This window comes from Streptomyces sp. B21-105 (assembly GCF_036898465.1).
GTDB lineage: Bacteria > Actinomycetota > Actinomycetes > Streptomycetales > Streptomycetaceae > Streptomyces.
Genome location: NZ_JARUMJ010000001.1, coordinates 3,925,356 through 3,948,628, shown reverse-complemented (window position 1 = coordinate 3,948,628; position 23,273 = coordinate 3,925,356). Strand labels below are relative to the sequence as shown.

16 protein-coding genes and 2 pseudogenes are annotated in these 23,273 nt (G+C 70.4%); 12 read left to right on the top strand and 6 right to left on the bottom strand.

What is annotated here, in order from left to right; genetic code table 11:
* Positions 1-61: 61 nt before the first annotated feature.
* Positions 62-598 carry a YwqJ-related putative deaminase gene (locus tag QA802_RS17620; protein ID WP_334523475.1) on the bottom strand — a complete coding sequence of 179 codons (537 nt, stop codon included), beginning with the start codon at positions 596-598 and terminating at the stop codon, positions 62-64.
* Between the two features lie 306 nt (positions 599-904).
* Here QA802_RS17620 and QA802_RS17615 point away from each other — a divergent pair, with 306 nt between their 5' ends.
* From QA802_RS17615 to QA802_RS17605, 3 genes are all read left to right on the top strand, one after another.
* On the top strand, positions 905-1,933 hold the full coding sequence (locus QA802_RS17615) for an SMI1/KNR4 family protein (protein WP_334523472.1): 1,029 nt from the start codon (positions 905-907) through the stop codon (positions 1,931-1,933).
* Positions 1,934-1,940: 7 nt separating this feature from the next.
* Positions 1,941-4,730 (top strand): SUKH-4 family immunity protein, encoded by a 2,790-nt coding sequence (locus QA802_RS17610; protein ID WP_334523469.1) that lies wholly within the window; start codon positions 1,941-1,943, stop codon positions 4,728-4,730.
* Positions 4,731-4,963: 233 nt separating this feature from the next.
* Positions 4,964-5,848 (top strand): coiled-coil domain-containing protein, encoded by an 885-nt coding sequence (locus tag QA802_RS17605; protein WP_334523466.1) that lies wholly within the window; start codon positions 4,964-4,966, stop codon positions 5,846-5,848.
* A gap of 109 nt (positions 5,849-5,957) precedes the next feature.
* On the opposite strand, the pseudogene QA802_RS17600 reads toward QA802_RS17605, so the two are convergent.
* Positions 5,958-6,348: pseudogene (locus QA802_RS17600) on the bottom strand (hypothetical protein); the annotation flags it as partial.
* Positions 6,349-6,893: 545 nt separating this feature from the next.
* Between QA802_RS17600 and QA802_RS17595 the strand changes: the two are divergent.
* The 6 genes from QA802_RS17595 to QA802_RS17570 all read left to right on the top strand — a co-directional run bounded on the left by QA802_RS17595 (position 6,894) and on the right by QA802_RS17570 (position 16,264).
* Complete coding sequence (locus QA802_RS17595; protein WP_319166872.1) at positions 6,894-7,682, top strand: ABC transporter ATP-binding protein; 789 nt, start codon at positions 6,894-6,896, stop codon at positions 7,680-7,682.
* Positions 7,679-10,258 (top strand): ABC transporter permease, encoded by a 2,580-nt coding sequence (locus QA802_RS17590; protein ID WP_334523463.1) that lies wholly within the window; start codon positions 7,679-7,681, stop codon positions 10,256-10,258. The genes QA802_RS17595 and QA802_RS17590 overlap by 4 nt, the downstream gene beginning before the upstream one ends.
* A gap of 372 nt (positions 10,259-10,630) precedes the next feature.
* On the top strand, positions 10,631-14,164 hold the full coding sequence (mfd, locus tag QA802_RS17585; protein ID WP_334523460.1) for a transcription-repair coupling factor: 3,534 nt from the start codon (positions 10,631-10,633) through the stop codon (positions 14,162-14,164).
* Between the two features lie 71 nt (positions 14,165-14,235).
* Positions 14,236-14,811 carry an IS607 family transposase gene (locus tag QA802_RS17580; RefSeq protein WP_334523457.1) on the top strand — a complete coding sequence of 192 codons (576 nt, stop codon included), beginning with the start codon at positions 14,236-14,238 and terminating at the stop codon, positions 14,809-14,811.
* The gene (gene tnpB, locus QA802_RS17575) at positions 14,808-15,956 is read left to right on the top strand and encodes an IS607 family element RNA-guided endonuclease TnpB (RefSeq protein ID WP_334523454.1); all 1,149 of its coding nucleotides are present in this window, start codon (positions 14,808-14,810) and stop codon (positions 15,954-15,956) included. The genes QA802_RS17580 and tnpB overlap by 4 nt, the downstream gene beginning before the upstream one ends.
* A complete protein-coding gene (locus QA802_RS17570; protein ID WP_334523451.1) occupies positions 15,953-16,264 on the top strand; it encodes a zinc ribbon domain-containing protein in 312 nt (103 codons plus the stop codon). The genes tnpB and QA802_RS17570 overlap by 4 nt, the downstream gene beginning before the upstream one ends.
* A 213-nt stretch (positions 16,265-16,477) precedes the next feature.
* Here the strand turns inward: QA802_RS17570 and QA802_RS17565 are convergent, their stop codons facing one another.
* The gene (locus tag QA802_RS17565) at positions 16,478-16,666 is read right to left on the bottom strand and encodes an antitoxin (RefSeq protein ID WP_334523449.1); all 189 of its coding nucleotides are present in this window, start codon (positions 16,664-16,666) and stop codon (positions 16,478-16,480) included.
* A 232-nt stretch (positions 16,667-16,898) separates the two neighbouring features.
* Here QA802_RS17565 and QA802_RS17560 point away from each other — a divergent pair.
* From QA802_RS17560 to QA802_RS17550, 3 genes and pseudogenes are all read left to right on the top strand, one after another.
* Positions 16,899-17,132 (top strand): annotated as a pseudogene (locus QA802_RS17560) (hypothetical protein); the annotation flags it as partial.
* A gap of 115 nt (positions 17,133-17,247) precedes the next feature.
* Positions 17,248-17,997, top strand: a complete 750-nt coding sequence (locus tag QA802_RS17555; RefSeq protein WP_334523447.1) for an HNH endonuclease family protein — start codon at positions 17,248-17,250, stop codon at positions 17,995-17,997.
* A 66-nt stretch (positions 17,998-18,063) separates the two neighbouring features.
* Positions 18,064-19,191, top strand: a complete 1,128-nt coding sequence (locus QA802_RS17550; RefSeq protein ID WP_334523444.1) for a DUF6183 family protein — start codon at positions 18,064-18,066, stop codon at positions 19,189-19,191.
* A gap of 119 nt (positions 19,192-19,310) precedes the next feature.
* Here the strand turns inward: QA802_RS17550 and QA802_RS17545 are convergent, their stop codons facing one another.
* From QA802_RS17545 to QA802_RS17535, 3 genes are read right to left on the bottom strand one after another with little or no spacing between them, the layout of a single operon-like run.
* Positions 19,311-19,916, bottom strand: coding sequence for a DUF6262 family protein (locus tag QA802_RS17545; RefSeq protein WP_334523441.1), 606 nt, complete (start codon positions 19,914-19,916; stop codon positions 19,311-19,313).
* Complete coding sequence (locus QA802_RS17540; RefSeq protein WP_334523438.1) at positions 19,913-22,099, bottom strand: tyrosine-type recombinase/integrase; 2,187 nt, start codon at positions 22,097-22,099, stop codon at positions 19,913-19,915. Before QA802_RS17540 ends, QA802_RS17545 begins: the two co-directional genes overlap by 4 nt.
* 11 nt (positions 22,100-22,110) lie before the next feature.
* Positions 22,111-23,232, bottom strand: coding sequence for a tyrosine-type recombinase/integrase (locus QA802_RS17535; RefSeq protein ID WP_334523435.1), 1,122 nt, complete (start codon positions 23,230-23,232; stop codon positions 22,111-22,113).
* Between the last annotated feature and the right edge of the window lie 41 nt (positions 23,233-23,273).

Sequence of the window (23,273 nt, the reverse complement as noted above, 5' to 3'; positions counted from 1 at the left end):
GGTGCGGGTGCGGGTGCGGGTGCGGGTGGGTGTGCGGGTGCGGGTGGGGGCGGGGGGTGGTTCAGGTGTCGTTTGCGGGGTTGACGACGCGGACGCCGAAGTGGGCGCTGAGGGCGGTGCAGGCGCGGCAGGGGGTGGCGAAGCTGCCGTGGAGGGGGTCGCCGTCCTCGCGGATGTGGCGGGTGGTGAGTTTGGCTTGTTTGAGGGTTTTTCTGGCTTCGCCGTTGGTCATGGGGCGGCGGGCGGCGCGTCTGCTGCGGGTGGCGTCGGCGGCGGTGATGTGGCGGGAGATGAGGAGGGCTTCGGCGCAGCGGCCGGTGGAGCGGTCGCGTTGGGCGCTGGTGAGGGTGTCGAGGAAGTCCTGGACGAGGGGGTGCAGGGGTGGGGGTTGGTCGCCGCGGGCGGCGGTGCCGGTGAGGGTGGTGCCGCGGACGGAGAGGGCGGCGGCGACGGTGGGGAGTATGCCGTCGCGGCGGTGGTGGAGGGTTGGGGGGTGGGGTGTGGTGGTTGCGGACCAGCCGATGCGGGGGTCGCCGGTGTGGGCGGTGTGCAGGTCGTCCGGCCTGCCGGTGTGTGGCCCCGTCTGTGTGGTGTTCATGATCGTTTCCCCTCCGTGCATCCCCCCGGAGGTCACAGGGTGCCAAATGGCGGGGCTGGTGCGGTAGCTGGGGCGGTGCGACACGCCAGGGGGTGGGGTGGGTCGTCACGGCGGGGTGACGGCTGGTCACGGAAGTGGAGGGCCGGTGACCGCTGTCGTCGTACCGCATAGGCTGTCGCCCCGTGAGCGCGTGGTTGACGCGCGTCGGAGATCGTTGGAGACAGTCGATACGGGTCGTGGCGGTTCGGGTCCGGAAGCGGAGCCGGTTGTCGCGGGTCGTACAGAGTGCCGCAGGGGGCAACCGCCATGACGTCAGGTCGGCTCGGGCTGGGGGCTCCTCCCGGCCGCCAGGTGGGGGGACAGGGGACGCCGCCGAATGCGGCCTATGCGGGGCAGGTCGTGCATTTTCCGGATCCGGTCCGGGCGGCGCGGCACCCGAGGGGTGTGCGGGTGGATGAGCGGGGTTATCCGGATTTCTCGCCGTATGCGCGGGCGGTCGCGGAGATCGCGGATCCGCCGGAGGGTTTCGGTGTGGACGAGTTGCGGTTGACGGATTATGTGTCGGCGAACGCGGCGTCGGCGGCGTCGGGGCACGAGTTGTGGGACACGGTGCCGGCGGTGGCGACTCCGCATGGCTGGACGTGGCATCACGTGGTGGGTTCGCGGCGGCTGGAGTTGGTTCCGGTCGAGGTGAAGGCGTTGCTCAGGCATCACGGTGGGGTGTCGACGGCGTTGGTGGATCAGGGGAAACGGGGGACGCGTCCGTTGCAGGAGACGCGTCCGGCGCATTTCGGTCTGCCGAAGTCGGGTGTGGCGGTGTCGGAGTCGCAGGTGCAGGGGGTTGAGGAGGATCTGGGGTATCGGCTGCCAGGGGCATACCGGTCGTTCTTGAAGGCGGCGGGCGGGTGTGCGCCGGTGGGTGCGGCGTTGGACGCGGAGTTGGGTCTGTTGGTGGATCAGCCGTTCTTCACGGTGCGGGACGAGGCGGCGGTCAATGACCTGGTGTATGTGAACAAGTGTCTGCGGGACCATTTGACGAAGGACTATCTGAGCGTCGGTTTCGTGCAGGGCGGGTTGCTGGCGGTGAAGGTGCGGGGCGAGCGGGCCGGTTCGGTGTGGTTCTGCTCGTACGACGATGTGCGGGACGTGGATCCCGGGTGGTCGCCGGCGGAGCGGATGGAGCGGTTGTTGTTGCCGTGTGGTGAGGACTTCGACGTCTTTCTGTCGCGGTTGGCGGGTAATCCGCCGGAGTTGGCGACGGTGGCGAATCTGATGGTGGACGGCGGGTTCGCGCGGGCGGTGCCGGCGTCTTCGGCGTCTTCGGCGGGGGAGTGAGCTGGCGATGGTGACGTTCGCGCAGGCGCAGGAGCGCGCCGAGGAGTGGGTCAACGGGGATGTGCCGGCGTATCAGCATCGTGAGGTGCGGGTGCGGGAGTTCGAGCTCGGGTTCGTGGTGTGGGCGGAGGACCGTGCGGAGGGGCCGCGGTCGGACGGGGGTGCGCAGCGGCTGGTGATCGCCCGGGACAGCGGGGAGGCCACGTTGTGGCCTTCGGTGCCGGTGGGTGAGGTGATTCGCCGGTACGAGGAGGAGTACGGCCGTCCGGAGGGGCCGGTGGACGCGGTGCCGGCGCCTGCGGCGCGGGTGGATCTGAATCAGACGTCGTTCTTGTTGTCGCCGCCGGAGTGGTTGCAGGAGGCGGCGGACCGGATGGGGATTCCGGATCGGCGGGAGCCGGGGTCGGGGGCGGCGTCGGACGCGGGTTCGGGTTCGGGGGCGTCGTCGGGGCCGGGTTCGGGGTTCGGTGCGGGTGCGGGTGCGGGTGCGGTTGTCGGTGGTGATCCGTCGCTGCCTCGGACGCAGGGGGGTGTGCCCGGGAGCGGGCTGCCCGAGACGCACGCCGGGGTGCCGACGGGTCCGGCGCCGGGTGCCGGTGCTCCCGCGCCTGTTCCTGCCCCTGCCCCTGCCGCTGCTCCGGCCGGTGCGACGCCGTGGGCCGGGACGGACACCAACGCCGACGCCGGTGACGACCGTTCCGTGCCGCTGCCCGCGACGGTGTTCGCGCCTCCGCTGAGCGGGTCCGACGACGAGACTCGGCCGCCGACGGCCGCGCCGGACGCCAAGACGGCGTTGATGTCGGGTGGCAGTCAGCTTCCGGCGACGGCCGTCGCGCCCGCGCTCGGCGATCCGGGTGCTTCGGGTGCGCGGGGTGCGCAGCAGGCGGCGTCGGGGAGCGCTCCGGCCGGGCCGTCCGCGACGCCTCCGCCCGCGGCTCCGACGCCTCCGCCGACGGGTCCGGCGGGGTCGTCGTACGGCTATCCGCAGGGTGCGGATGCTCCTGGTGCTCCTGGTGCGCCGGGTGGTCCGCAGCCGCCGGCCGGTCCGGGCGCCGCCGCGCGCTCGCTCGCGCCGAACGCCGGGGACATCGCCGATGCGGCGACCAGCAAGGCCGCGCCGCCTCCGCGTCGCAATCGCGGTGCGGGTGCGCCGCCGCCTCCGCCGGGGCTGCCCGGTGCGCCGGGCGGGCGGCCGGGCGGCCCGCCTCCGCCGCCGTCCGCGCCGTCCGGCCCGGGTGCGCCGGGCACTCCGGCGGGCGGTTATGTGCCGACGCAGCTGATCTCCGCCCTCGAGCCGGGTGCTCCGGGTGCTCCCGGTGGCCCGGGTGCTCCTGGCGGTCCGGGTGGTCCGGCGGGTTCCGGTCCTGCGGGTCCTCCTGGTGCGCCCGGTGCTCCGCAGGTGCCCGGTGCGCCGAACCCGCCCGGCGGGACGCCTCCCGGCGCGGTGCATCATGCCGCGACCATGTTCGCCGACCCGGGTCAGCAGGGTCCGGGTGCCGCTCCGCAGCCGCCGGGGGCTCCCGGCGGGAACGGCTCGGCGGGCGGTGGGCAGGGCGCCGTCCACCATGCCGCGACGATGCTGGCCCCTCCGTCGACCGGCGGCCCGGGCGCGCCCCCGCCCCCGCCGCAGGCCCCCGGTGCTCCCGGTTTCCCGGGTGGCGGTCCGGGTGTGCCGCCGGGGCCTCCCGGGACGCCTCCGGGCGTCCCGCAGCCTCCGATGCCGCCCGCGCCCGGTGCGATGCCGCCCGGTGCGATGCCGCCGCCGCCGGGCGGGCCGGTGCCGGGGCAGCCGCCGTCGTACGGGTATCCGCAGCAGCAGGGTCTGCCGACGGTCGGGCCCGGTTACCAGGCCGTGCTGCGCTTCCGGGCGCAGGACGGTTCGGAGCAGCAGCTCATCCGGCGTTCGGCGCCGGGCACCCCGCACCCGGAGTGGCAGATCTTCCACGAGTTGCGGGCGATGAACGTGCCGCCGGACCAGGTGCTGGAGCTTCACACGGAGTTGGAGTCGTGCGAGCTGCCGGGTGCGTACTGCGCGCGGATGATCCGGGAGCAGTGGCCGCAGGCGCGGATCACGAGCATTGCGCCGTACGGCACGGATCATGCGAGCCGGCAGCAGGGCATGCAGCAGTTGCTTGCGCATCAGGGCGAGTTGCACCAGGTGGCGGACGGTCCCGCGCGTCCGGGGCCGGTGCGTGCGCCGCTGGCCGCGGTGCAGCCGGTGCCGCCCGTGCCGCCGGAGGCGATCGGGCAGGAGCTGGCGGCGGTGTTCGGGCCGGCGGTGTTCCGGTTCGAGCAGGCGGCGGTGTCCCGGCAGGGTGTGCCGCCGGTGGTGGCGCACACGCTGGTGGTGGCGGGTCTGCCGGCGGACATGGGGCCGTTCTTCTGGGCGCAGGCCCAGCCGGGGCGGCCGGTGCCGACGTTGGCGGAGCTGGCGGCGGAGCGGGGTGTGCAGCCGGCGTCGGACGCGGGGTCGTACCTCGTGATGGGCAGCGACTTCGGCAAGGCGATCTGTGTGCAGTACGGGACGGCGAACATCGTCGCGGTGCCGGTGGAGGCGGGTCTGGGCGGTGCTCCGGTGCCGCCGCAGTTCGTGAACACGGGGCTGCCGGAGTTCGCGCGCTGTCTGGCGCTGCTGGGGCGGATGTGGCGGCTGCGGTTCGGTCTGAACCAGGAGCAGGCGGGTCGCTGGACCGTCGACTTCCAGGCCCAGTTGGCCTCGCTCGACCCGGCGGCGCTCGGTTCGCCGGAGAGCTGGTGGTCGGTGCTGCTGGAGCAGATGTGGGACGGACTGTTGTGACCGGTCGTCGCTGAGCCCCGCAGCACACAGGGCGCAGGGCGCAGGGCGGTGAAGGGGTCGGGTCCGGTCGGGAGACCGGGTCCGACCTTTTTGTGTCCGGGTGGTGCCGGGTCGGTGTCGCCGTTGACCGTGACCTGTACGCGGAGTGTCGCGTTATGAACACTTACGCCCGATACATCAAGATATGCGCGAAATCATCATGTCGTGTCCGTCGGGTGGCGAGGGGTTCCAGGATGAGCAGCGCATCGGTGTCACCGCCGGGGTTCGTGACCGTTCGCGGCCGCGGCTACCGTCCCGAGCAGGTCGAGGCGTACACGGCCGCGCTCTGTGCCGACCGGGACGCGGCGTGGGAGCGGGCCGCCCGGCTCACCGTCCTCGCGCGGCAGATGGAGGAGGAGGCCGAGCGGTTGCGCGAGGTCGTGACAGGGCTCGCGCCGCAGACCTACGAGGCCCTGGGCGAGCGTGCGCAGCGCCTTCTCCAGCTCGGGACCGAAGAGGCGGCGGACGTCCGCGCGCGTGCGCGGCGTGCGGCGGCGGACGATGTCGCGCACGCCGAGACGTGCGCCCTCGAGACGCGCCGGGTGGCGCAGGAGGCGGCCGACGCGCTGCGCGCGGAGGCGGAGGAACGCGCCCGCCAGCGGCTGCTCGCGGCGCGCGCCGAGGCCGACGAGGTCCGCATCGACGCCCGGCGCGAGGTGAAGGAGTACCGGGGGGAGGCGCTGGCCGCCCTGCGCGAGGTGCGGCAGCGCACCGCCGCGATGCTCGCCGAGCAGCACAGGGAGCACGCCGAGCGGTGGGCGGCGGTGGAACAGGAGGCCGCCGAGCGGGCCGCCGCCCTCGACGCGCGGCATGCCGGGGCGGTGGGGCGCGCCGAGGCGGCGCTGTCCGAGGCGAAGCAGGCGCTCGCCGAGGCCGAGGAGTGCGCGCGACGCGGTCAGGAGGACGCACACGCACGTGCGGCCGCGATCCTCGTCGAGGCGCGCGCCCGGGAGGAGTGCACCGAGCGGGAGACGGAGCGCGTCCTGCGGGAGCACGGCGCGCGCGGGGAGGACGTCCAGGCGCACATGGATCACGTCCGCAACAGCCTGACCGCTCTCACCGGCCGCGCGATGGACTGACGACCGCCCCGCCCCCGCCGCGCCCACCCCACCGCGCGGTGCGGCGGCCGGTGATCCGGTCGCCCGACGATCTCCGTGCTTGTTCGTCCCGCCCGCACGTGAGGGGGATTCAGTCGCCCCTGCGGACCGCGCCCGCCAGGATCGAGCCCTCCACCTCCTCGTACCGGCGGCGGTGTTCCTCGGCCTTGCGGTGGCCCGAGAGCACCGTCCCCAGCCAGCCGAGGGCGAAGCCCAGCGGGACGGTGACGATGCCCAGGATCGTCGGGACGCCGACCGCGAGGGCGGACAGCCGGGCCACCAGCTGTGGGCGAGGGAGTTGGCGCAGACGAGGATCATGCCGGCGACCGAGGCGAGGACGGTGAGGAAGATCGCCGTCGTGACGGTGGTGGAGAGGAGGGTCTCGACGGTGGACCTCTCGGCGCCGAACGCGGCCCGGGAGCCCAGCGGGTAGGCGGTGTTGCCACGGGGTCCGCCCGGGCGATCACCGCGCGGCCGACGAGGCGCCCTCCGTGCCCTCCGTGCCCTCCGTGTCCTTCGCGCGCCGCCGCGCCCTCGAGCCCTCCGTGTCCTCCGCGCCCCGCCCCGTGCATCTGCGTGCCCCTTGCATCCATCTGCCGGAACTCGGCTTTCCACTTGATCCTCACGTGACGGGAGGGCGCAGTCTGTGCGGAGCGGAGGGTGGAGAGACCCCCGAGTGCCTCTCCACCTGGCGGTGGACAGCCCCTAGGGGTCTCTCCGCACTACGGCTGGGGGTGGGTTCCTTCCGTCGGAGGAGGAGAACCCCCCGCCGCCGTCCTTAACCTGGCTTTACGCCGTCGACGGGGGGCGTACGGGGACCGGCGGGGCGGACAAGCCCACCCACGGGGGGTGGGGTTAACCCCCCGGGAAGACGGGCCCGGGCACCAGCGCGCGGGACCGCCTCCCGCCGACACACTTCTCGACGTAGCGCATCACCGCTCGGCACCACCGGGCACTGCTCGGCACCACCGGGCCGACGCGCTGCTCGTCCACCGCAGATCCTGACTTTCGACTGAGGAGACTGACCGTGACTTCGGCTGTGACCATTCCCAGGCACGGGGGCACTGGAGGGCGTACGGCCGTTGCCGCCCGAGCGCGACAGGTCGTCAAGGCGTACGGGTCCGGGGAGACCCGGGTCGTCGCCCTCGACCACGTCGACGTGGACATCAACCGTGGCCAGTTCACCGCGATCATGGGCCCCTCGGGGTCCGGCAAGTCCACGCTGATGCACTGCCTCGCCGGTCTCGACACCGTCTCGTCGGGCCAGATCTACCTGGACGAGACCGAGATCACCGGGCTGAAGGACAAGAAGCTCACCAAGCTGCGCCGGGACCGGATCGGGTTCATCTTCCAGGCGTTCAACCTGCTGCCCACCCTGAACGCGCTCGAGAACATCACGCTGCCCATGGACATAGCCGGCCGCAAGCCGGACAAGGCGTGGCTGAGCCAGGTCGTGGAGACCGTCGGGCTCGCCGACCGCCTCAAGCACCGTCCCACCCAGCTCTCCGGCGGTCAGCAGCAGCGCGTCGCCGTGGCCCGCGCCCTCGCCGCCCGCCCGGAGATCATCTTCGGGGACGAGCCCACCGGAAACCTCGACTCGCGCGCCGGCGCCGAGGTCCTGGGCTTCCTGCGCCGCTCGGTGGACGACCTGGGCCAGACCATCGTGATGGTCACGCACGACCCCGTCGCCGCCTCCTACGCGGACCGGGTGCTGTACCTCGCGGACGGCAGGATCGTCGACGAGATGTTCAAGCCGACCGCCGAGACCGTCCTCGACCGCATGAAGGACTTCGACGCGCGGGGGCGTACGTCATGACCGTGCTGAAGACCTCGATGCGCAACTTCTTCGCGCACAAGGGACGCATGGCCCTGTCGGCCGTGGCGGTCCTGCTGTCCGTGGCGTTCGTCTGCGGGACGCTGGTGTTCACCGACACCATGAACACGACGTTCGACAAGCTGTTCGCCGCCACCTCCTCCGATGTGACGGTGAGCGCCAAGGGCGCCTCCGACAGCGGCGAGACGACCGCCGACAACGGGAAGCCGCCGGTCATGCCGGCCTCCGTGCTCGACGAGGTCCGCAAGGCGCCGGGCGTGAAGTCCGCGGAGGGATCGGTCTTCACCAGTGCGGCGACCGTCGTCGACGCCGACAAGGACAACCTGTCGCCGTCCAGCGGCGCGCCCACCATCGTCGGCGGCTGGAACGCCAACGAAGCCCGCACCATGAAGATCACCGAAGGCGCGGCGCCCAAGGGCTCCGACCAGATCATGGTCGACGAGGACACCGCCGACAAGCACGACCTGAAGCTCGGCGACGATATCGGCGTGATCACCGCGGTCGGCACGCACCACGCGAAGATCTCCGGCATCGCCGCCTTCCAGGTCACCAACCCCGGCGCGGCGATCTTCTACCTGGACACCGCGACCGCCCAGAAGACGCTGGTCGGCGAGGCGAACGTCTTCACGAACGTCAACGTCACGGCCGCGGCCGGGGTCAGCGACGAACAGCTCAAGAAGAACGTCGCGGCCGGGATCGGCGCCGACTACAAGGTGCAGACCGCCAAGGAGACCGCGGACGCCAACCGCAAGGACGTCGGAAGCTTCCTGGACGTGATGAAGTACGCGATGCTCGGCTTCGCCGGGATCGCCTTCCTCGTCGGTATCTTCCTGATCATCAACACCTTCTCGATGCTGGTCGCGCAGCGCACCCGCGAGATCGGCCTGATGCGGGCCATCGGCTCCAGCCGCAAGCAGGTCAACCGGTCCGTGCTCGTGGAGGCCCTGTTGCTGGGCGTCGTCGGCTCCGTCCTCGGCGTCGGCGCGGGCATCGGCGTCGCGGTCGGCCTCATGAAACTCATGGGCATGACCGGCATGAACCTGTCCACGGACGACCTGACGGTCGCCTGGACGACGCCGGTGCTCGGCATGGTCCTCGGCGTCGTCGTCACGGTGCTGGCGGCCTACCTCCCGGCCCGCCGCGCCGGCAAGGTCTCCCCGATGGCCGCGCTGCGCGACGCCGGCGCCCCGGCCGACGCCAAGGCGGGCGTCGTGCGGGCCGTCATCGGTCTGCTGCTCACCGCCGGCGGCGGCGTCGGCCTCTACCTCGCCTCCGTCGCCGACAAGGCCGCCGAGGGCTCGATGTGGCTGGGCGTCGGCGTGGTGCTGAGCCTGATCGGCTTCGTGGTGATCGGCCCGCTGCTGGCGGGCGCGGTCGTCCGGGTGTTCGGCACGGTCCTGCTGAAACCCTTCGGCCCGGTCGGACGGATGGCGGAGCGCAACGCGCTGCGCAACCCGCGCCGCACGGGGGCCACGGGCGCGGCCCTCATGATCGGCCTCGCGCTCGTCGCCTGCCTGTCGGTGGTCGGCTCGTCCATGGTCGCCTCGGCCACCGAGGAACTCGACAAAAGCGTCGGCACGGACTTCATCATCCAGAGCGACAGGGGCCAGCGCATGACCGCCGACGCGGTGCAGGCGATCAAGTCGGTCCCGGGTCTGGAGCGGGTCACCGAGTACAAGGGGACCCAGGCCGACTTCACCACCCCCGACGGCAAGACCCTCGACGACACGTCGATCACGGCGGCCGACCCGACCTACGCGACCGACCTGCGCGTCGAGACCGTCGCCGGCAAGCTCGCCGACGCCTACCGCCTCGACTCGATGTCCGTCCACGAGAAGTTCGCCGAGGACCACAAGATCAAGCTGGGCTCCCAGATCTCCGTGGCCTTCAAGGACGGATCCACCGCCCGGCTGACGGTCCGCGCGATCACCAGCAGCGACGGCGTCATCGACCAGGGCGCGATGTACACCTCCATCGACACCCTGAAGAAGTACGTCCCGGCCGGCAAGCTGCCGCTGGACCAGCTGGTCTTCGCCTCGGCGAAGGACGGGCAGCAGGACGCCGCGTACACGGCCCTGAGGGCGGCGCTGCACGACTACCCGCAGTACGTCGTGCGCGACCAGACCGACTACAAGCAGGAGCTGAAGGACCAGATCGGGCAGCTGCTGAACCTGATCTACGGCCTGCTCGCCCTCGCGATCATCGTCGCCGTCCTCGGCGTGGTGAACACCCTGGCCCTGTCGGTGGTGGAGCGCACCCGGGAGATCGGCCTGATGCGGGCGATCGGTCTCTCCCGCCGCCAGCTGCGCCGCATGATCCGCATGGAGTCGGTCGTGATCGCCCTGTTCGGCGCCCTGCTCGGCCTCGGGCTGGGCATGGGCTGGGGCGCGACCGCCCAGCAGCTCCTCGCCCTCCAGGGGCTGGACGTCCTCGACATCCCGTGGCCGACCATCATCGGCGTGTTCATCGGCTCCGCGTTCGTGGGCCTGTTCGCGGCGCTGATCCCGGCGTTCCGCGCGGGCCGCATGAACGTCCTCAAGGCGATCGCGACGGACTGACGCACAACCCGCGGGGCACAGGCACGGCCCGGCACTGAGACGGACGGGGGTCCTCTCAGCGCCGGGCCGTCCGTGCTGTTCCCGCCCGTCCGGCACTTGGGCCCGTCCGGGGCTTGAGGACGAGGCCATCGGAGGCGCTTGAGGACGCCCTCGGAGGCGCTTGAGGACGAGGCCCTCAGGGGCAGGCCGCCCCCGGGGTTGTCCACAGCCCTCGGCCGGGTTGTCCACAGCCCCCGGCGAACCGCACCGCCCCCGTCGTACTCTGGACACCCCCGGCCCGTGACACGCGTCGGGCCCTTCGTGTTGCCCACCCCGGACCGGCTACGCCCGCACCCCCGGACGTACCCCGGTCCCTCGGACGGAAAGCCCTCCATGAGCCTGCACGGTCTGCTCGACGCCGTCGTCAAGGACGCCGCCCTCGCGGAAGCCATCCCCGCGGCCGCCGACGGCAACCGCATGCACGTCGATCTGGTCGGTCCTCCGGCGGCCCGCCCCTTCGCGATCGCCGCCCTCGCCCGCGAGACCGGCCGCACCGTCCTCGCGGTGACCGCCACCGGCCGCGAGGCCGAGGACCTCGCGGCCGCCCTGCGCTCACTGCTCCCGCCGGACGGCGTCGTCGAGTACCCCTCCTGGGAGACGCTCCCGCACGAGCGCCTCAGCCCGCGCAGCGACACCGTCGGCCGCCGCCTCGCCGTGCTGCGCCGACTGGCCCACCCGCGCCCCGACGACCCGGAGACCGGCCCCGTCTCGGTGGTCGTCGCACCCGTCCGCTCGGTGCTCCAGCCGCAGGTCAAGGGCCTCGGCGACCTGGAACCGGTGGCGCTGCGCTCCGGCGGGACCGCCGACCTGAACGAGATCGTCGAAGCGCTCGCCGCGGCCGCCTACGCGCGCGTGGAGCTCGTCGAGAAGCGCGGCGAGTTCGCCGTCCGCGGCGGCATCCTGGACGTGTTCCCGCCCACCGAGGAACACCCCCTGCGCGTCGAGTTCTGGGGCGACGACGTCGAGGAGATCCGCTACTTCAAGGTCGCCGACCAGCGCTCCCTGGAAGTCGCCGCACACGGCCTGTGGGCCCCGCCCTGCCGTGAACTGCTGCTGACGGACGACGTCCGCACGCGCGCGGGTGTCCTCGCCGAACAGCACCCCGAGCTGGGCGAACTGCTCGGGAAGATCGCCGAGGGCATCGCCGTCGAGGGCATGGAGTCCCTGGCCCCGGTGCTCGTCGATGACATGGAACTGCTGATCGACGTCCTGCCCAAGGGCGCGATGGCCGTCGTCTGCGACCCGGAGCGGGTCCGTACCCGCGCCGCCGACCTGGTGGCGACCTCGCACGAGTTCCTGCAGGCCTCCTGGGCGGCCACGGCGGGCGGCGGCGAGGCGCCCATCGACGTCGGCGCGGCCTCCCTGTGGTCGATCGCCGACGTCCGCGAACACGCGCGCGAGCTGGACATGATGTGGTGGTCGGTGTCGCCGTTCGCGGCCGACGACGAGCTGGACGACGGCACGCTGAAGCTCGGCATGCGCGCACCCGAGACCTACCGCGGCGACACCGCCAAGGCCCTCGCCGACACCAAGGGCTGGCTCGCCGACGGCTGGCGCGTCGCCTTCGTCACCGAGGCGCACGGCCCGGCCGCCCGCACGGTCGAGGTGCTCGGCGGGGAGGGCGTCGCCGCCCGCCTCGACAGCGACCTGACCGAGCTGAGCCCGTCCGTCGTGCACGTCTCCTGCGGTTCGATCGACTACGGCTTCGTCGACCACGCGCTGCGCCTCGCCGTCCTCACCGAGACCGACCTGACCGGGCAGAAAGCGGCCGGCAAGGACGGCGCGCGCATGCCCGCGCGCCGTAGGAAGACCATCGACCCGCTCACCCTGGAGGCGGGCGACTACATCGTCCACGAGCAGCACGGCGTGGGCCGCTACATCGAGATGGTGCAGCGCACCGTCCAGAGCGCCACGCGCGAGTACCTGGTCGTGGAGTACGCGCCCGCCAAGCGCGGCCAGCCCGGCGACCGCCTCTACATCCCCACCGACCAGCTGGAGCAGATCACCAAGTACGTCGGCGGCGAGGCCCCCACCCTGCACCGGCTCGGCGGAGCTGACTGGACCAAGACCAAGGCGCGCGCCAAGAAGGCCGTCAAGGAGATCGCCGCCGACCTGATCAAGCTGTACAGCGCGCGGATGGCGGCCCCCGGCCACGCCTTCGGCACCGACACGCCCTGGCAGCGCGAGCTGGAGGACGCCTTCCCCTACGCGGAGACGCCCGACCAGCTCACCACCATCGCCGAGGTCAAGGACGACATGGAGAAGACGGTCCCGATGGACCGCCTGATCTGCGGCGACGTCGGCTACGGCAAGACGGAGATCGCGGTGCGGGCCGCCTTCAAGGCCGTCCAGGACGGCAAGCAGGTCGCCGTCCTCGTGCCGACGACCCTGCTGGTGCAGCAGCACTTCGGCACGTTCAGCGAGCGGTACGCGCAGTTCCCGGTGAAGGTGCGCGCCCTGTCCCGCTTCCAGACGGACGCGGAGGCGAAGGCCACCCTGGAGGGGCTGCGCGAGGGCTCCGTGGACGTCGTCATCGGCACCCACCGTCTGTTCTCCTCCGAGACGAAGTTCAAGGACCTCGGCCTGGTCATCGTCGACGAGGAGCAGCGTTTCGGCGTCGAACACAAGGAGCAGCTGAAGAAGCTCCGGGCGAACGTGGACGTCCTGACGATGTCGGCGACCCCGATCCCGAGGACGCTGGAGATGGCGGTGACGGGCATCCGCGAGATGTCGACGATCACCACGCCCCCGGAGGAGCGCCACCCGGTGCTCACCTTCGTCGGCCCCTACGAGCAGAAGCAGATCGGCGCCGCCGTCCGCCGTGAACTGCTCCGCGAGGGCCAGGTCTTCTACATCCACAACCGGGTCGAGTCGATCGACCGGGCGGCGTCGAGACTGCGCGAGATCATCCCCGAGGCGCGCATCGCCACCGCGCACGGCCAGATGTCGGAGTCGGCGCTGGAACAGGTCGTCGTCGACTTCTGGGAGAAGAAGTTCGACGTGCTCGTCTCGACGACGATCGTCGAGTCCGGCATCGACATCTCCAACGCGAACACGCTGATCGTGGAGCGCGGCGACACCTTCGGCCTGTCCCAGCTGCACCAGCTGCGCGGCCGAGTGGGCCGTGGCCGGGAGCGCGGCTACGCGTACTTCCTGTACCCGCCGGAGAAGCCGCTCACGGAGACCGCCCACGAGCGGCTCGCGACGATCGCCCAGCACACCGAGATGGGCGCCGGCATGTACGTGGCGATGAAGGACCTGGAGATCCGCGGCGCGGGCAACCTGCTCGGCGGCGAGCAGTCCGGCCATATCGCGGGCGTCGGCTTCGACCTGTATGTGCGGATGGTCGGCGAGGCCGTCGCGGACTACCGGCGTCAGCTGGAGACCGGCGAGATCGAGGAGGAGCCGCCGCTCGAGGTCAAGATCGAGCTGCCGGTCGACGCGCACGTCCCGCACGACTACGCGCCCGGTGAGCGGCTGCGGCTGCAGGCCTACCGGGCGATCGCCTCCGCCAACTCGGAGGACGACGTCAGGGCGGTCCGTGAGGAACTCGTCGACCGGTACGGCAAGTTGCCCGAGCCGGTGGAGAACCTGCTGCTGGTGGCGGGGCTGCGGATGCTGGCCCGCGCGTGCGGCGTCGGTGAGATCGTGCTCCAGGGCGCCAACATCCGCTTCGCGCCGGTGGAGTTGCGCGAGTCGCAGGAACTGCGCCTGAAGCGGCTGTACCCCGGGTCGGTCATCAAGCCGGCCGCGCACCAGGTCCTCGTGCCCCGCCCGAAGACCGCGAAGGTCGGCGGCAAGCCGCTGGTCGGACGGGAACTCCTGGGCTGGGTGGGCGAGTTCCTGGCGACGGTCCTGGGTTCGTAGCAGAGGGGGCTGACAACTGCTGCGTGGTTCATCAGTAAACCTCAGTGTTTCTCATCTGCTATCTTGATCGTGTGAAGCTTTCCGAGTGGGCGGCACGCAACGGCGTGCACTACCAGACCGCGTGGGCGTGGGCGAAAGAGGGCCGTATGCCGGTCCCTGTGCGCCAGACGCCATCCGGGACGTGGCTGGTCGACGAGCCCGCCTCGGAGGCATCCGGCCGGGTCGTGGCGTACTGCCGGGTCTCATCGGCGGACCAGAAGCCGGACCTTGACCGGCAGGTCGCCCGCGTGGTCCAAGGAGCTACCGGGCTCGGCCTGCCGGTTGCGCAGGTCGTGACCGAGGTCGGCTCGGGGCTGAACGGGCGGCGCCGCAAGCTGCACCGGCTGCTGTCCGACCCGCAAGCGGCGGTGATCGTGGTGGAGCACCGCGACCGGCTGGCCCGGTTCGGCGTCGAGCACCTGGAGGCCGTGCTATCGGCGTCCGGGCGGCGGCTGGTCGTCCTCGACCCCGCCGAGACCGCCGATGACCTGGTGCGGGACATCACCGAGGTACTGACGTCGATGTGTGCGCGCTTGTACGGGCGGCGGGCTGCGAAGAACCGGGCCGCCCGCGCGGTGGCCGTAGCGACCGGCGAGGCCGCCGAGTGAAGAAGTTCCAGCCGCAGTCCGGGTTCGTGGTCCAGGCGTTCCGCTTCGCCCTGGACCCGAACGCCGCCCAGGAGGCCGCGTCGCGCTCGCACTGCGGTGCCGCGCGGGCCGCGTACAACTGGGCTGTCGGCTGGGTGACCGCCTCGTGGTGGCAGCGGAAGGCCGAGGAGACCTACGGCGTCCCCGAGGAGGACCTGGCCGAGTGGCGGCCGTGGTCGCTGCCCGCCCTGCGGAAGGCGTTCAACACCGCCAAGTACACCGACCCGCGTTTCGCGTCCTGGTGGCAGGAGAACTCCAAGGAGGCGTACAGCACCGGCCTGGCCAACGCGTCGGCCGCGTTCGACAACTACGCGAAGTCGAAGAACGGCAAGCGTCGCGGCAAGCGGGTGGGCGCGCCCCGGTTCAAGTCGAAGCGGAAGGCTCGTCCGTCCTGCCGGTTCACCACCGGCACGATCCGTGTCGACACCGACGGCCGGCACGTGACGCTGCCCCGGCTGGGCACGGTCCGCGTCCACGAGCCGACGCACAAGCTCCTCAACCGTGTCCAGGGCGGGACGGCCCGGATCCTGTCCGCGACGGTCCGGCATGAACGCGGACGCTGGTTCGTGTCCTTCCAGGCAGAGGTGAAGCACGACCTCGAGCGCGTCACGCGCCCGGACGTGACGGTCGGCATCGATCTCGGGGTGAAGACCCTCGCGGTGACGGCCGACAGCACGGGCGAGATCCGCACCGTCGCGAACCCCGGACACTACGACCAGGCGCGCAAACAGTTGCGCCGCGCGTCCCGTGTCGTCTCCCGCCGCCAGGGCCCCGACCGCAGGACCGGCCAGAAGCCCTCGAAGCGGTGGGAGAAGGCCAACGCCCAGCGGAACAAGGTCCACCACCGCGTCGCGAACCTCCGCGAAGACGCCCTGCACAAGCTCACCACGAGTGTCGCGGCCGAGTACGGCACTGTCGTCGTCGAGGACCTCAACGTCGCCGGGATGCTCCGCAACCGGCGCCTGGCCCGCCGTATCGCCGACGCCGGGTTCGGGGAGATTCGCCGCCAGCTCGACTACAAGACCCTCCAGCGCCACGCCCCCGCATGGTGGTCGCGGACCGCTGGTACCCGTCCTCGAAGACCTGTTCCGGGTGCGGCGCGGTGAAAGCCAAGCTGCCGCTGCACGTCCGGACGTACGAATGCGACGCCTGCGGCCTGGTTCTCGACCGGGACGACAACGCCGCACTCAACCTCGCCGCTCTCGCGGCAGCCTGCGTGACTGGTACCGGAGTGGCCGGAGACCAGGACACCGCCCCGGCGGTGTCGAAGCCTCGTGGAGCCGACCACAAGACCCGCGCCACCCGCCCCCGCCGCAAGGCGAGCGCGGGGCGGGCAGGTGGCGCAACCCTGCCGCACCAGCGGCAGACGGAAGCGAGAGACCGTACTCAAGCCGAAGCCCTCACGCTCTGGTGATGAGACGGACCTTCCGGGCCGGAATGCCCGGAATGCTGAGAGCCGCTGAGGCTCTGAGCAACGGAAGGAGGCCGGGCCTTCTCTTCTTCTCACGTCACGCTTCTCACGCTGAACCGTCCGCGGAGCGGCAAGCTCCGCGGACGGTCACGACAGCTCACGGACCGGACGGGGGGATCGGCCGACTGGGCCGGTCTCGGCAGGAAACCCGGCGTGCTACTTCGGGTTCTCGGGCCGGTCCTCGTCCATCCCCATGCGCTCGTGCAGCTGCTGCTGCCCGGAGTCGACCTGGGACTCGTACTTGTTGCCCGTCTTCTCGTTGATCCGCCGCTCCGCGGCGTCGGACATGTCCCTGGTCTTTTCCTGCGCCGCCTTGTTGCTCTTGAACCTGTCGAAGATGCCCATCCAGAGCTCCCTTCCCGAAGGTGACTCTCCACCGACGATATTCCCGTGATGTGCGATATGCCCACTTGGGACCGTTGTGGTCTGGACCTCCCGACTGCTTCCGAACGCCCCCTCGCTAGGGTGTGTCCGGACCACGTCAGGGGAATCCGCCCCGTGCGGGGCGGGCAGCGGCCATGCAGGGGAGGGACGCGTGAGACGTCTGAGGGCTGGGACGGCGGTCGCCGTCGCGTTGATGTGCGCCGTGCCGCTGACGGGCTGCAAGCAGCAGACCACCGGCGCGGATTCCGGCGGTGCGGGCTCCGGTGGCCCGGGCGCCACGGCGGGCGCCGGAAAGGCAGGCGACGGGGCGGCCCTCGCGGCGGCCGAGTCGCTGCCGGTGAAGGGGCGCGCCCCCAAGACCGGCTACGCCCGCGACCGGTTCGGCTCCGCCTGGGCGGACACGGACTCCAACTCGTGCGACACCCGCGTTATCTCTATGCTTCGCGGCGCCATCGCGGACTTTTCGCAGCTCATCCAGGGGGTGGTGTGGTATGCCTACTGAGAGGCACATGAGGCACAGCAGTGGAGGACGGCGTGTCCTCATGGCATCCGCCGTCGTGGTGGCCGCCGGATTTGTGGCCACCGGTTGCAAGGACATTGCTCCACCTGCGGACAGCGGACCTTCCGGCCCTGCCGCTTCGGCCGTCGGCAACGGTCGGGCTGTGAACCCGCTGGACAATCCGGACGGCACGAAGCCAGGGCTGGCGGCGATCACCTCCACCGCGGATGAAGCCAAGGCGCGGTCGTTGATCGAGAAGGTGGCGACGAAGGGGCGCGGCCCCAAGACGGGGTACGAGCGGGACAAGTTCGGCTACGCCTGGATGGATTCGGCTCCGGGCGGCATTCCCTTCGCCCGCAATGGGTGTGACTCGCGAAACGATCTCTTGAAACGCGATGGCGAGAGTGTCCGCTTCCGGGCTGGCTCTGACTGCATCGTCACCACCATGACGCTGCACGATCCGTACACCGGGAAGACGATCGAGTGGGCCAAGTCCCGCGCGACGACAGTCCAGATAGACCACGTCATGCCGTTGTCGTACGACTGGCAGATGGGTGCCTCGCGCTGGACGAAGGGCAAGCGGGAGGATATCGCCAATGACCCGCTCAACCTGATCCCGGTGGACGGACCGACCAATGGCGCGAAGAGCGACTCGGGGCCCGCGACCTGGCTGCCCCCGAACAAGCAGATCCGTTGCTCCTACGTGGTGCGCTTTGCTCAGGTGTCGTTGAAGTACGACCTCCCGGTTACCCCGGCGGACAAGGCGATGATGCTGAAGCAGTGCGAGGACTGATGGGGCTGCAGTGACCTGGGAAAATGCGATCGAGCTTCGGGCTGTGTGACGCGTACGCTCCGTACCGTGGCTGACCGCATACAGAAGATCGTGACGAAGCTGCCGGACCTGAAGAGTGTCACTGACGTGTGGAAGGTGGCTGACCGCAGTCTCGCGAGGGGGGATGCCGCGTTCCTCGCGGACCTCGGCATCGCGCTCGCAGGTGCTTACGGCTCCGACGCCGGGCGGATCTGGCAGTGCAGGAGCGTCTTCGACTATCTGCTCCGGCTGCTGGCCACCACGTCCGGTCCCGGGAACGTCGCCCAGGCGTTGCGGCTGGTCTCCTCTGCGGGGGCTGCTGACGGGAAGCTGGACCGTTACGCGGCCTCCCTGCTGGCCTCCAGCCAACCGGCAAAGGAACTGGCGGTGGCGTTCACCGGACACGCCACTGAGGAACTGCGTGCGTGCCTGGTCCATGAGCTGGTGCTCAGGGGTGCCGGCGTTATGGAGACCCCGGGGATCGCAGGGTGGGCGATGTCGCCGCACTGGAGGCACCATCCGCTGGGATGGCTGCCGTTGGCGCTGTCCGATGTGGAAGGACAGCCGGATCTGCCGAGCTACGGTGCCCGCGGCGGCAGTCATTCGATGCCGTACGACCCGTCGGCAGGCAGCAAGGTGCGGGGCGATGCTGGGGCGCATGTGCCTTCGGCCGAGGAGACGACGACCGAAGCCGCGGCCAAGGGCATCGGCGCTGCTGTGGCGAACTGGGCCGAGGAGTCGAACGGTCGGATCGAGGCACGAGTCTTCGATCTGGCAGCTCCTCTGGAGGCCGAGTCGGTACCGAGCATGTTGCTGGGACTGGGGCTGGAGTGCCTGAAGGGAGCGGGGAAGAAGACCGCCCTCTCGGTCGCGGCCTGCCCACCGGACCAGGCGTGGCGGGTCCTCTTCGCTGCCGCGTCCACGGGAGGTGCCTACAACTCTGGTATCCGTGGGGCCTACGGCCGTCTGGCCGCGTGGCAGTCTCTGGCCAGCCTCTCCGGAATCGCAGAGGGCGACCCTGTGGAGGAGGTCGAGGCACGTGCACGGGAATGCGCCTGGTATGGCTTCGGGGCCGAAACCAAGTGGTTCGAGCGTGTGGCCTGGGACATCGGTCTCGCCGCGGTCTCTCCGGAACGCCGACGGCTGGCAATGTTGGCCGCGACGGACACCGATTGAGCATGACCTGGACTGTGCATTGGCGAAGTCCTGACCATTTTGCGCCGGTGTTCCTCGTGGCTGTCCGGCAGACGGCACGAAAGCCAGACAGCCACGAGGGGCGGCGGCACAGCATGGATCTACGGAGACGGAACGGCCCGCATGGCACGGCGGAGACTGACACGCGCGGCGGTGAGATCGTCTTCTGTCCGACTCAACTGGCCTTCCAGGGAGGTGATCCGGGCCTTGGCCTCTGAGAGCTCCTGGCTCAGGGCGGTGTTCCGCTGCTCCAATTGCTGCACCCGCTCGATCAGCTCGTTTCGGTCCACCTCGTCCAGCTCGGCGCCGAGAGACAGCCGGACCCGGGTCCGGAGGCGGTCGCGTTCCTTCTTGAGGTCCTTGATTTCTTCGCGTGCCAGGGCGAGATCCGTCCGCAGCCCGGTAGAGGAGACCTGTCGTGTCTCCGGAACGGGGAACTTGTCACGCACACGCACACGCTCTCGCTGGGCGGCGGTGCCGTCCTGAACGGCCTGGTGCACCTGGGGCTGGTTGTAGACGAACCACGTGGACACCGCCGCGTCCCGCGCCACCTGGGCTACGGTGATACGCAGTCCCGAGCGGAGAAGGCCGTCCACTGCATCGAGCGCGCGCTTGGTCTTGTCCTCGCTGTCCTTGGCGCGGCTGGCGCGCAGGCGCTCGACCCGTGTGTTCCGGTCATTGCTGCCGGAGGCGGCGGGACTTCTCATTCGGGGCTCCGTGTCGTCAGTGCCTGCAAGGGGACGAAGGCCGCTGCGGAGCGGGCCTTGCGCAGCTCGCGCGAGGCGGATTCGACGACCGCGCGCTCCTCGGCGGGCAGCGCGTCGAGCTTCCTTCGCATCTCGTCGGCCGACTTCGAGTACGCGAGGATCTGGTCATCGAGATTGCGAACAACCCAGTCCGCTGCCTCCATCGCTAGAGCGGCTTCCTTGTCGGCCCGCAGGTCCGCGATCTGCTGTTCCAGGGCCGGGAGGTAGGAGGGGTCGGGCCGGTAGAAGTCGCAGCCCGCGCACTGGAAGCGGATGCGGCAGTGCCCGCCTCCGGCCTTGACGTTGCTCGGCTCGGTGCAGCCGCCGTACGGAACCCCGACGCTCTCCACTTCGTAGGCCAGTGGGTCGCTGAAGCCACGGGATTCTCCGTGCCGGTCCACGGCGAGCGACGCGACCGTTCGTACGGCTTCCTGTTTCCGGCTGAGGGAGACCTTGTAGTACCCCATGGTGACGTCCAGCGACCGGTGGTCCATCAGTTCTCGAAGGACATCGGGGCGAGTGCCCGCGTCTGCGTGGCGTTGAGCGTAGGCGTGACGGAAGCCGTAGGGGACGATCTTGGTGCGGTCATATGCCAGTGGTTCGCCGTTGTCGTCCAGGCGCTCGTCCCAGATGGTGGGGATCAGCTCGTCGACCCAGATACGGAAGATGCGGCTGCAGAACTGTGACGCAGTGAGGTGACGGCGGCGGGGACGGTTGCGTTGACCGGGAGAGGGAAACAGCCACTGGGTGCAGGCCGGCACCGGGGGGAGAGCCTTCAGTTCCCTCTGCCAGGCCTCGATCTCCCGGGCGGTGCTCTCGGAGATCGGCAGGCGGCGGCCGTGTCGGCGACGCTTGTGGTTGTCGTAGATCAGCGTCGGCTTGCCGTCGATCCACTCCAGGCAGTCTCGCCGCAGGCTGGTGACCTCGCCCGGGCGGCGCCCTGTGTCCCTCAGGACTGTGTAGACCACCTGGTACATGCGGGCGAAGTCCGCAGTGGCCCAACCGCCGCTCTCGTAGGCCGTGGACCTGCCCAGCAGGTTGATGTGCGCATCGAGTTGGGCGATGACATGTTCGGGAACTGCTCGGCCGATGTCGTCCTCGGTCACCTCGATCGCCGCGATGGCGTGAAAGCGGGGATTGACGGCGAACCCGCCGGGGATGTGGTCCATCATCCCGGCTTGCCGGGCGAACTCCAGAAACGCACGCCAGCGCCGCAGCAGCGCTCGCCTGTGGCTCGTCGAGTGGTCGTGCCCGTCCTCGGGGCGTTTGCTGATGCGGAAGTGGTCCACTACGGCGTTCATGTCCGCCATCGACAGCCGCTCAGGGGCGTCTCCCTCGGGGCGGTGAGACAGAGCGGCCGACGCGATCGTCGCGGCGTACACGGTCTGCCTCAGCTCCAGAACATCGGGTCGTGCAGTGCGCCTGTACTCCTTGACGAGTTCCCGCAGCCACGTCTGTCGTGCGGGCCGGAAGTCGATCACGCCATGAACGGCTTTGTACTTTCTGCCCCGACCTGCAGTGAGGCCCACCAGCGCGCATTCCCAGACGTCGCCCGAGGTGGGGTCGGCACATTCGAACTCCGCCCGGGCACATCGGATGTGAAGGAGGACGCTGTTGAGGACGCCTCTGGCAGCGGCGGGGAGTTTGGAGGAGAAGCCGGAGTCGAGGCTCAGGAGGGAGTCGAGCTCCTGCGGGAGGCTGGCCACGATGCGGCGCACGCGTTGGGGGACGAGGCTGATTCCAGCGTCGTCGCGTTGCTGAAGCCCATACAGAATCTCGTGTCGCACGGCCGGGGAGACCCGTGCCAGCGAGAACTGGGAGACCCCTGGCTTCACTCCGTCCGTGACGTTCGGCCGTCGACGAGTCACCACCGGGGCGTACGTCGTGTCGAAGTCCGCAGGATTTTTTCTGAGGAGACGGGCTTTGCGGCAGGCGTCGCAGCGACTGCCATTACTTCCGACGTGCGTGGAGCAAGCCGCGACTACGCAGGTGAACACGTGGGTCGTCGGATTGTCTGGATCAGCTGTGAACAGTGCCTTGGCCGGATCCCATTCGGTCGCTCGCCAATCGGAAGCGAGGCGTTTCGCGAGCCAGGCGGACCAGTCGGCGAGCGCGGTTGACTGCGAGGGAATCGTGGCGAGCACGGGGCTCGATGTCATCGCGCGATCTCCAGGGTGAGGCTGTCGACGGCCGATCGAAGGTCCTCGTCCTGAGCGTGGAGATAGACAGCCGTGCTGGCCGACGACGCATGCCCCAGCAAGGTCTGTACGACATCGGGTGCCACGCCGCTGCGGATCCAGCGGGTTGCCGCTGTATGCCGCATCACGTGCGGTCGGGCACGCAGGCCGCAACGGTCCCCGATGCGCTCGATGACCTGCTTCGCGTTCGAGTACGACATCGGACGGCCCGCCCAGCCGCCGACGAGATTCACGAATACGTAGTCGCAGCCTGCCGCTCCGGAAACGTCTTCCCGCTCGGCCAGATACTCGCGGTACCGGTGAACGGCGGTCTGAACTAGGGGCACCGCACGGTGCCGGCCGGCCTTGGCGCGTGCCCCGTTCTCGTTGTCCTGGCGGGGACGGACGTGCAGGTGGGCACCACCGGTCCGGCAGCCGAGATGTGTGGAGTCCGGGAGCAGGTGCATGTCCTCACGCCGCAGCCCGAGGGCTTCGCCGATGCGGAGGCCCGCCTCCACCAGGACGGTCAGCAGCAGCCGGTCACGCGCGGTGCGAGCGGCATCGAGCATCTGGTCCATCTGGGCACCGGTGAGAGTCTGTGGCGCCCGCTCGATCTCCGGCGCCTTGAGGACACGGGCTTTGACCATCAGATGCTGGCCGCCCTCGCCGGGGTCGAAGCCGGCCGGGGCATGGGTGAGGAAGCGCGGTTCGCTGAGACGCGCCGCGACCTCGTGATCCACATGGCCCTGGACCGCGCAGAAGCGGAGAAACTCGCACACCGCGGTGAGCGTGGCGTTGACCGTCTTTCCGGACGGAGGCCGGCCATGTCGTGTCGGTGTCCGTTCGACGTGGAACTTGAACAGGCTCATGTCACCGAGCCGGATGGTCTTCCAGTCGATGCCTCGCTCCGCGCACCAGCTGAGGAAGCGACCGACCCTGGGGATGTACGCGCGCTGTGTCTGTGGCGATCGACCTGCTCCGCGCAGATACAGGGAGAACTCGCGGGCCTCGGGATGAGGCGCGTACGTCTCCTCGTCGACCAGGAGCCAGGTGATCTCGCCGGTGGTGGGCGATACGGCCTTCTCTGTGCGTAACGTCACGGGATCTGCCCTCTGTCTCCGATATCACTCATGTGCCTCAT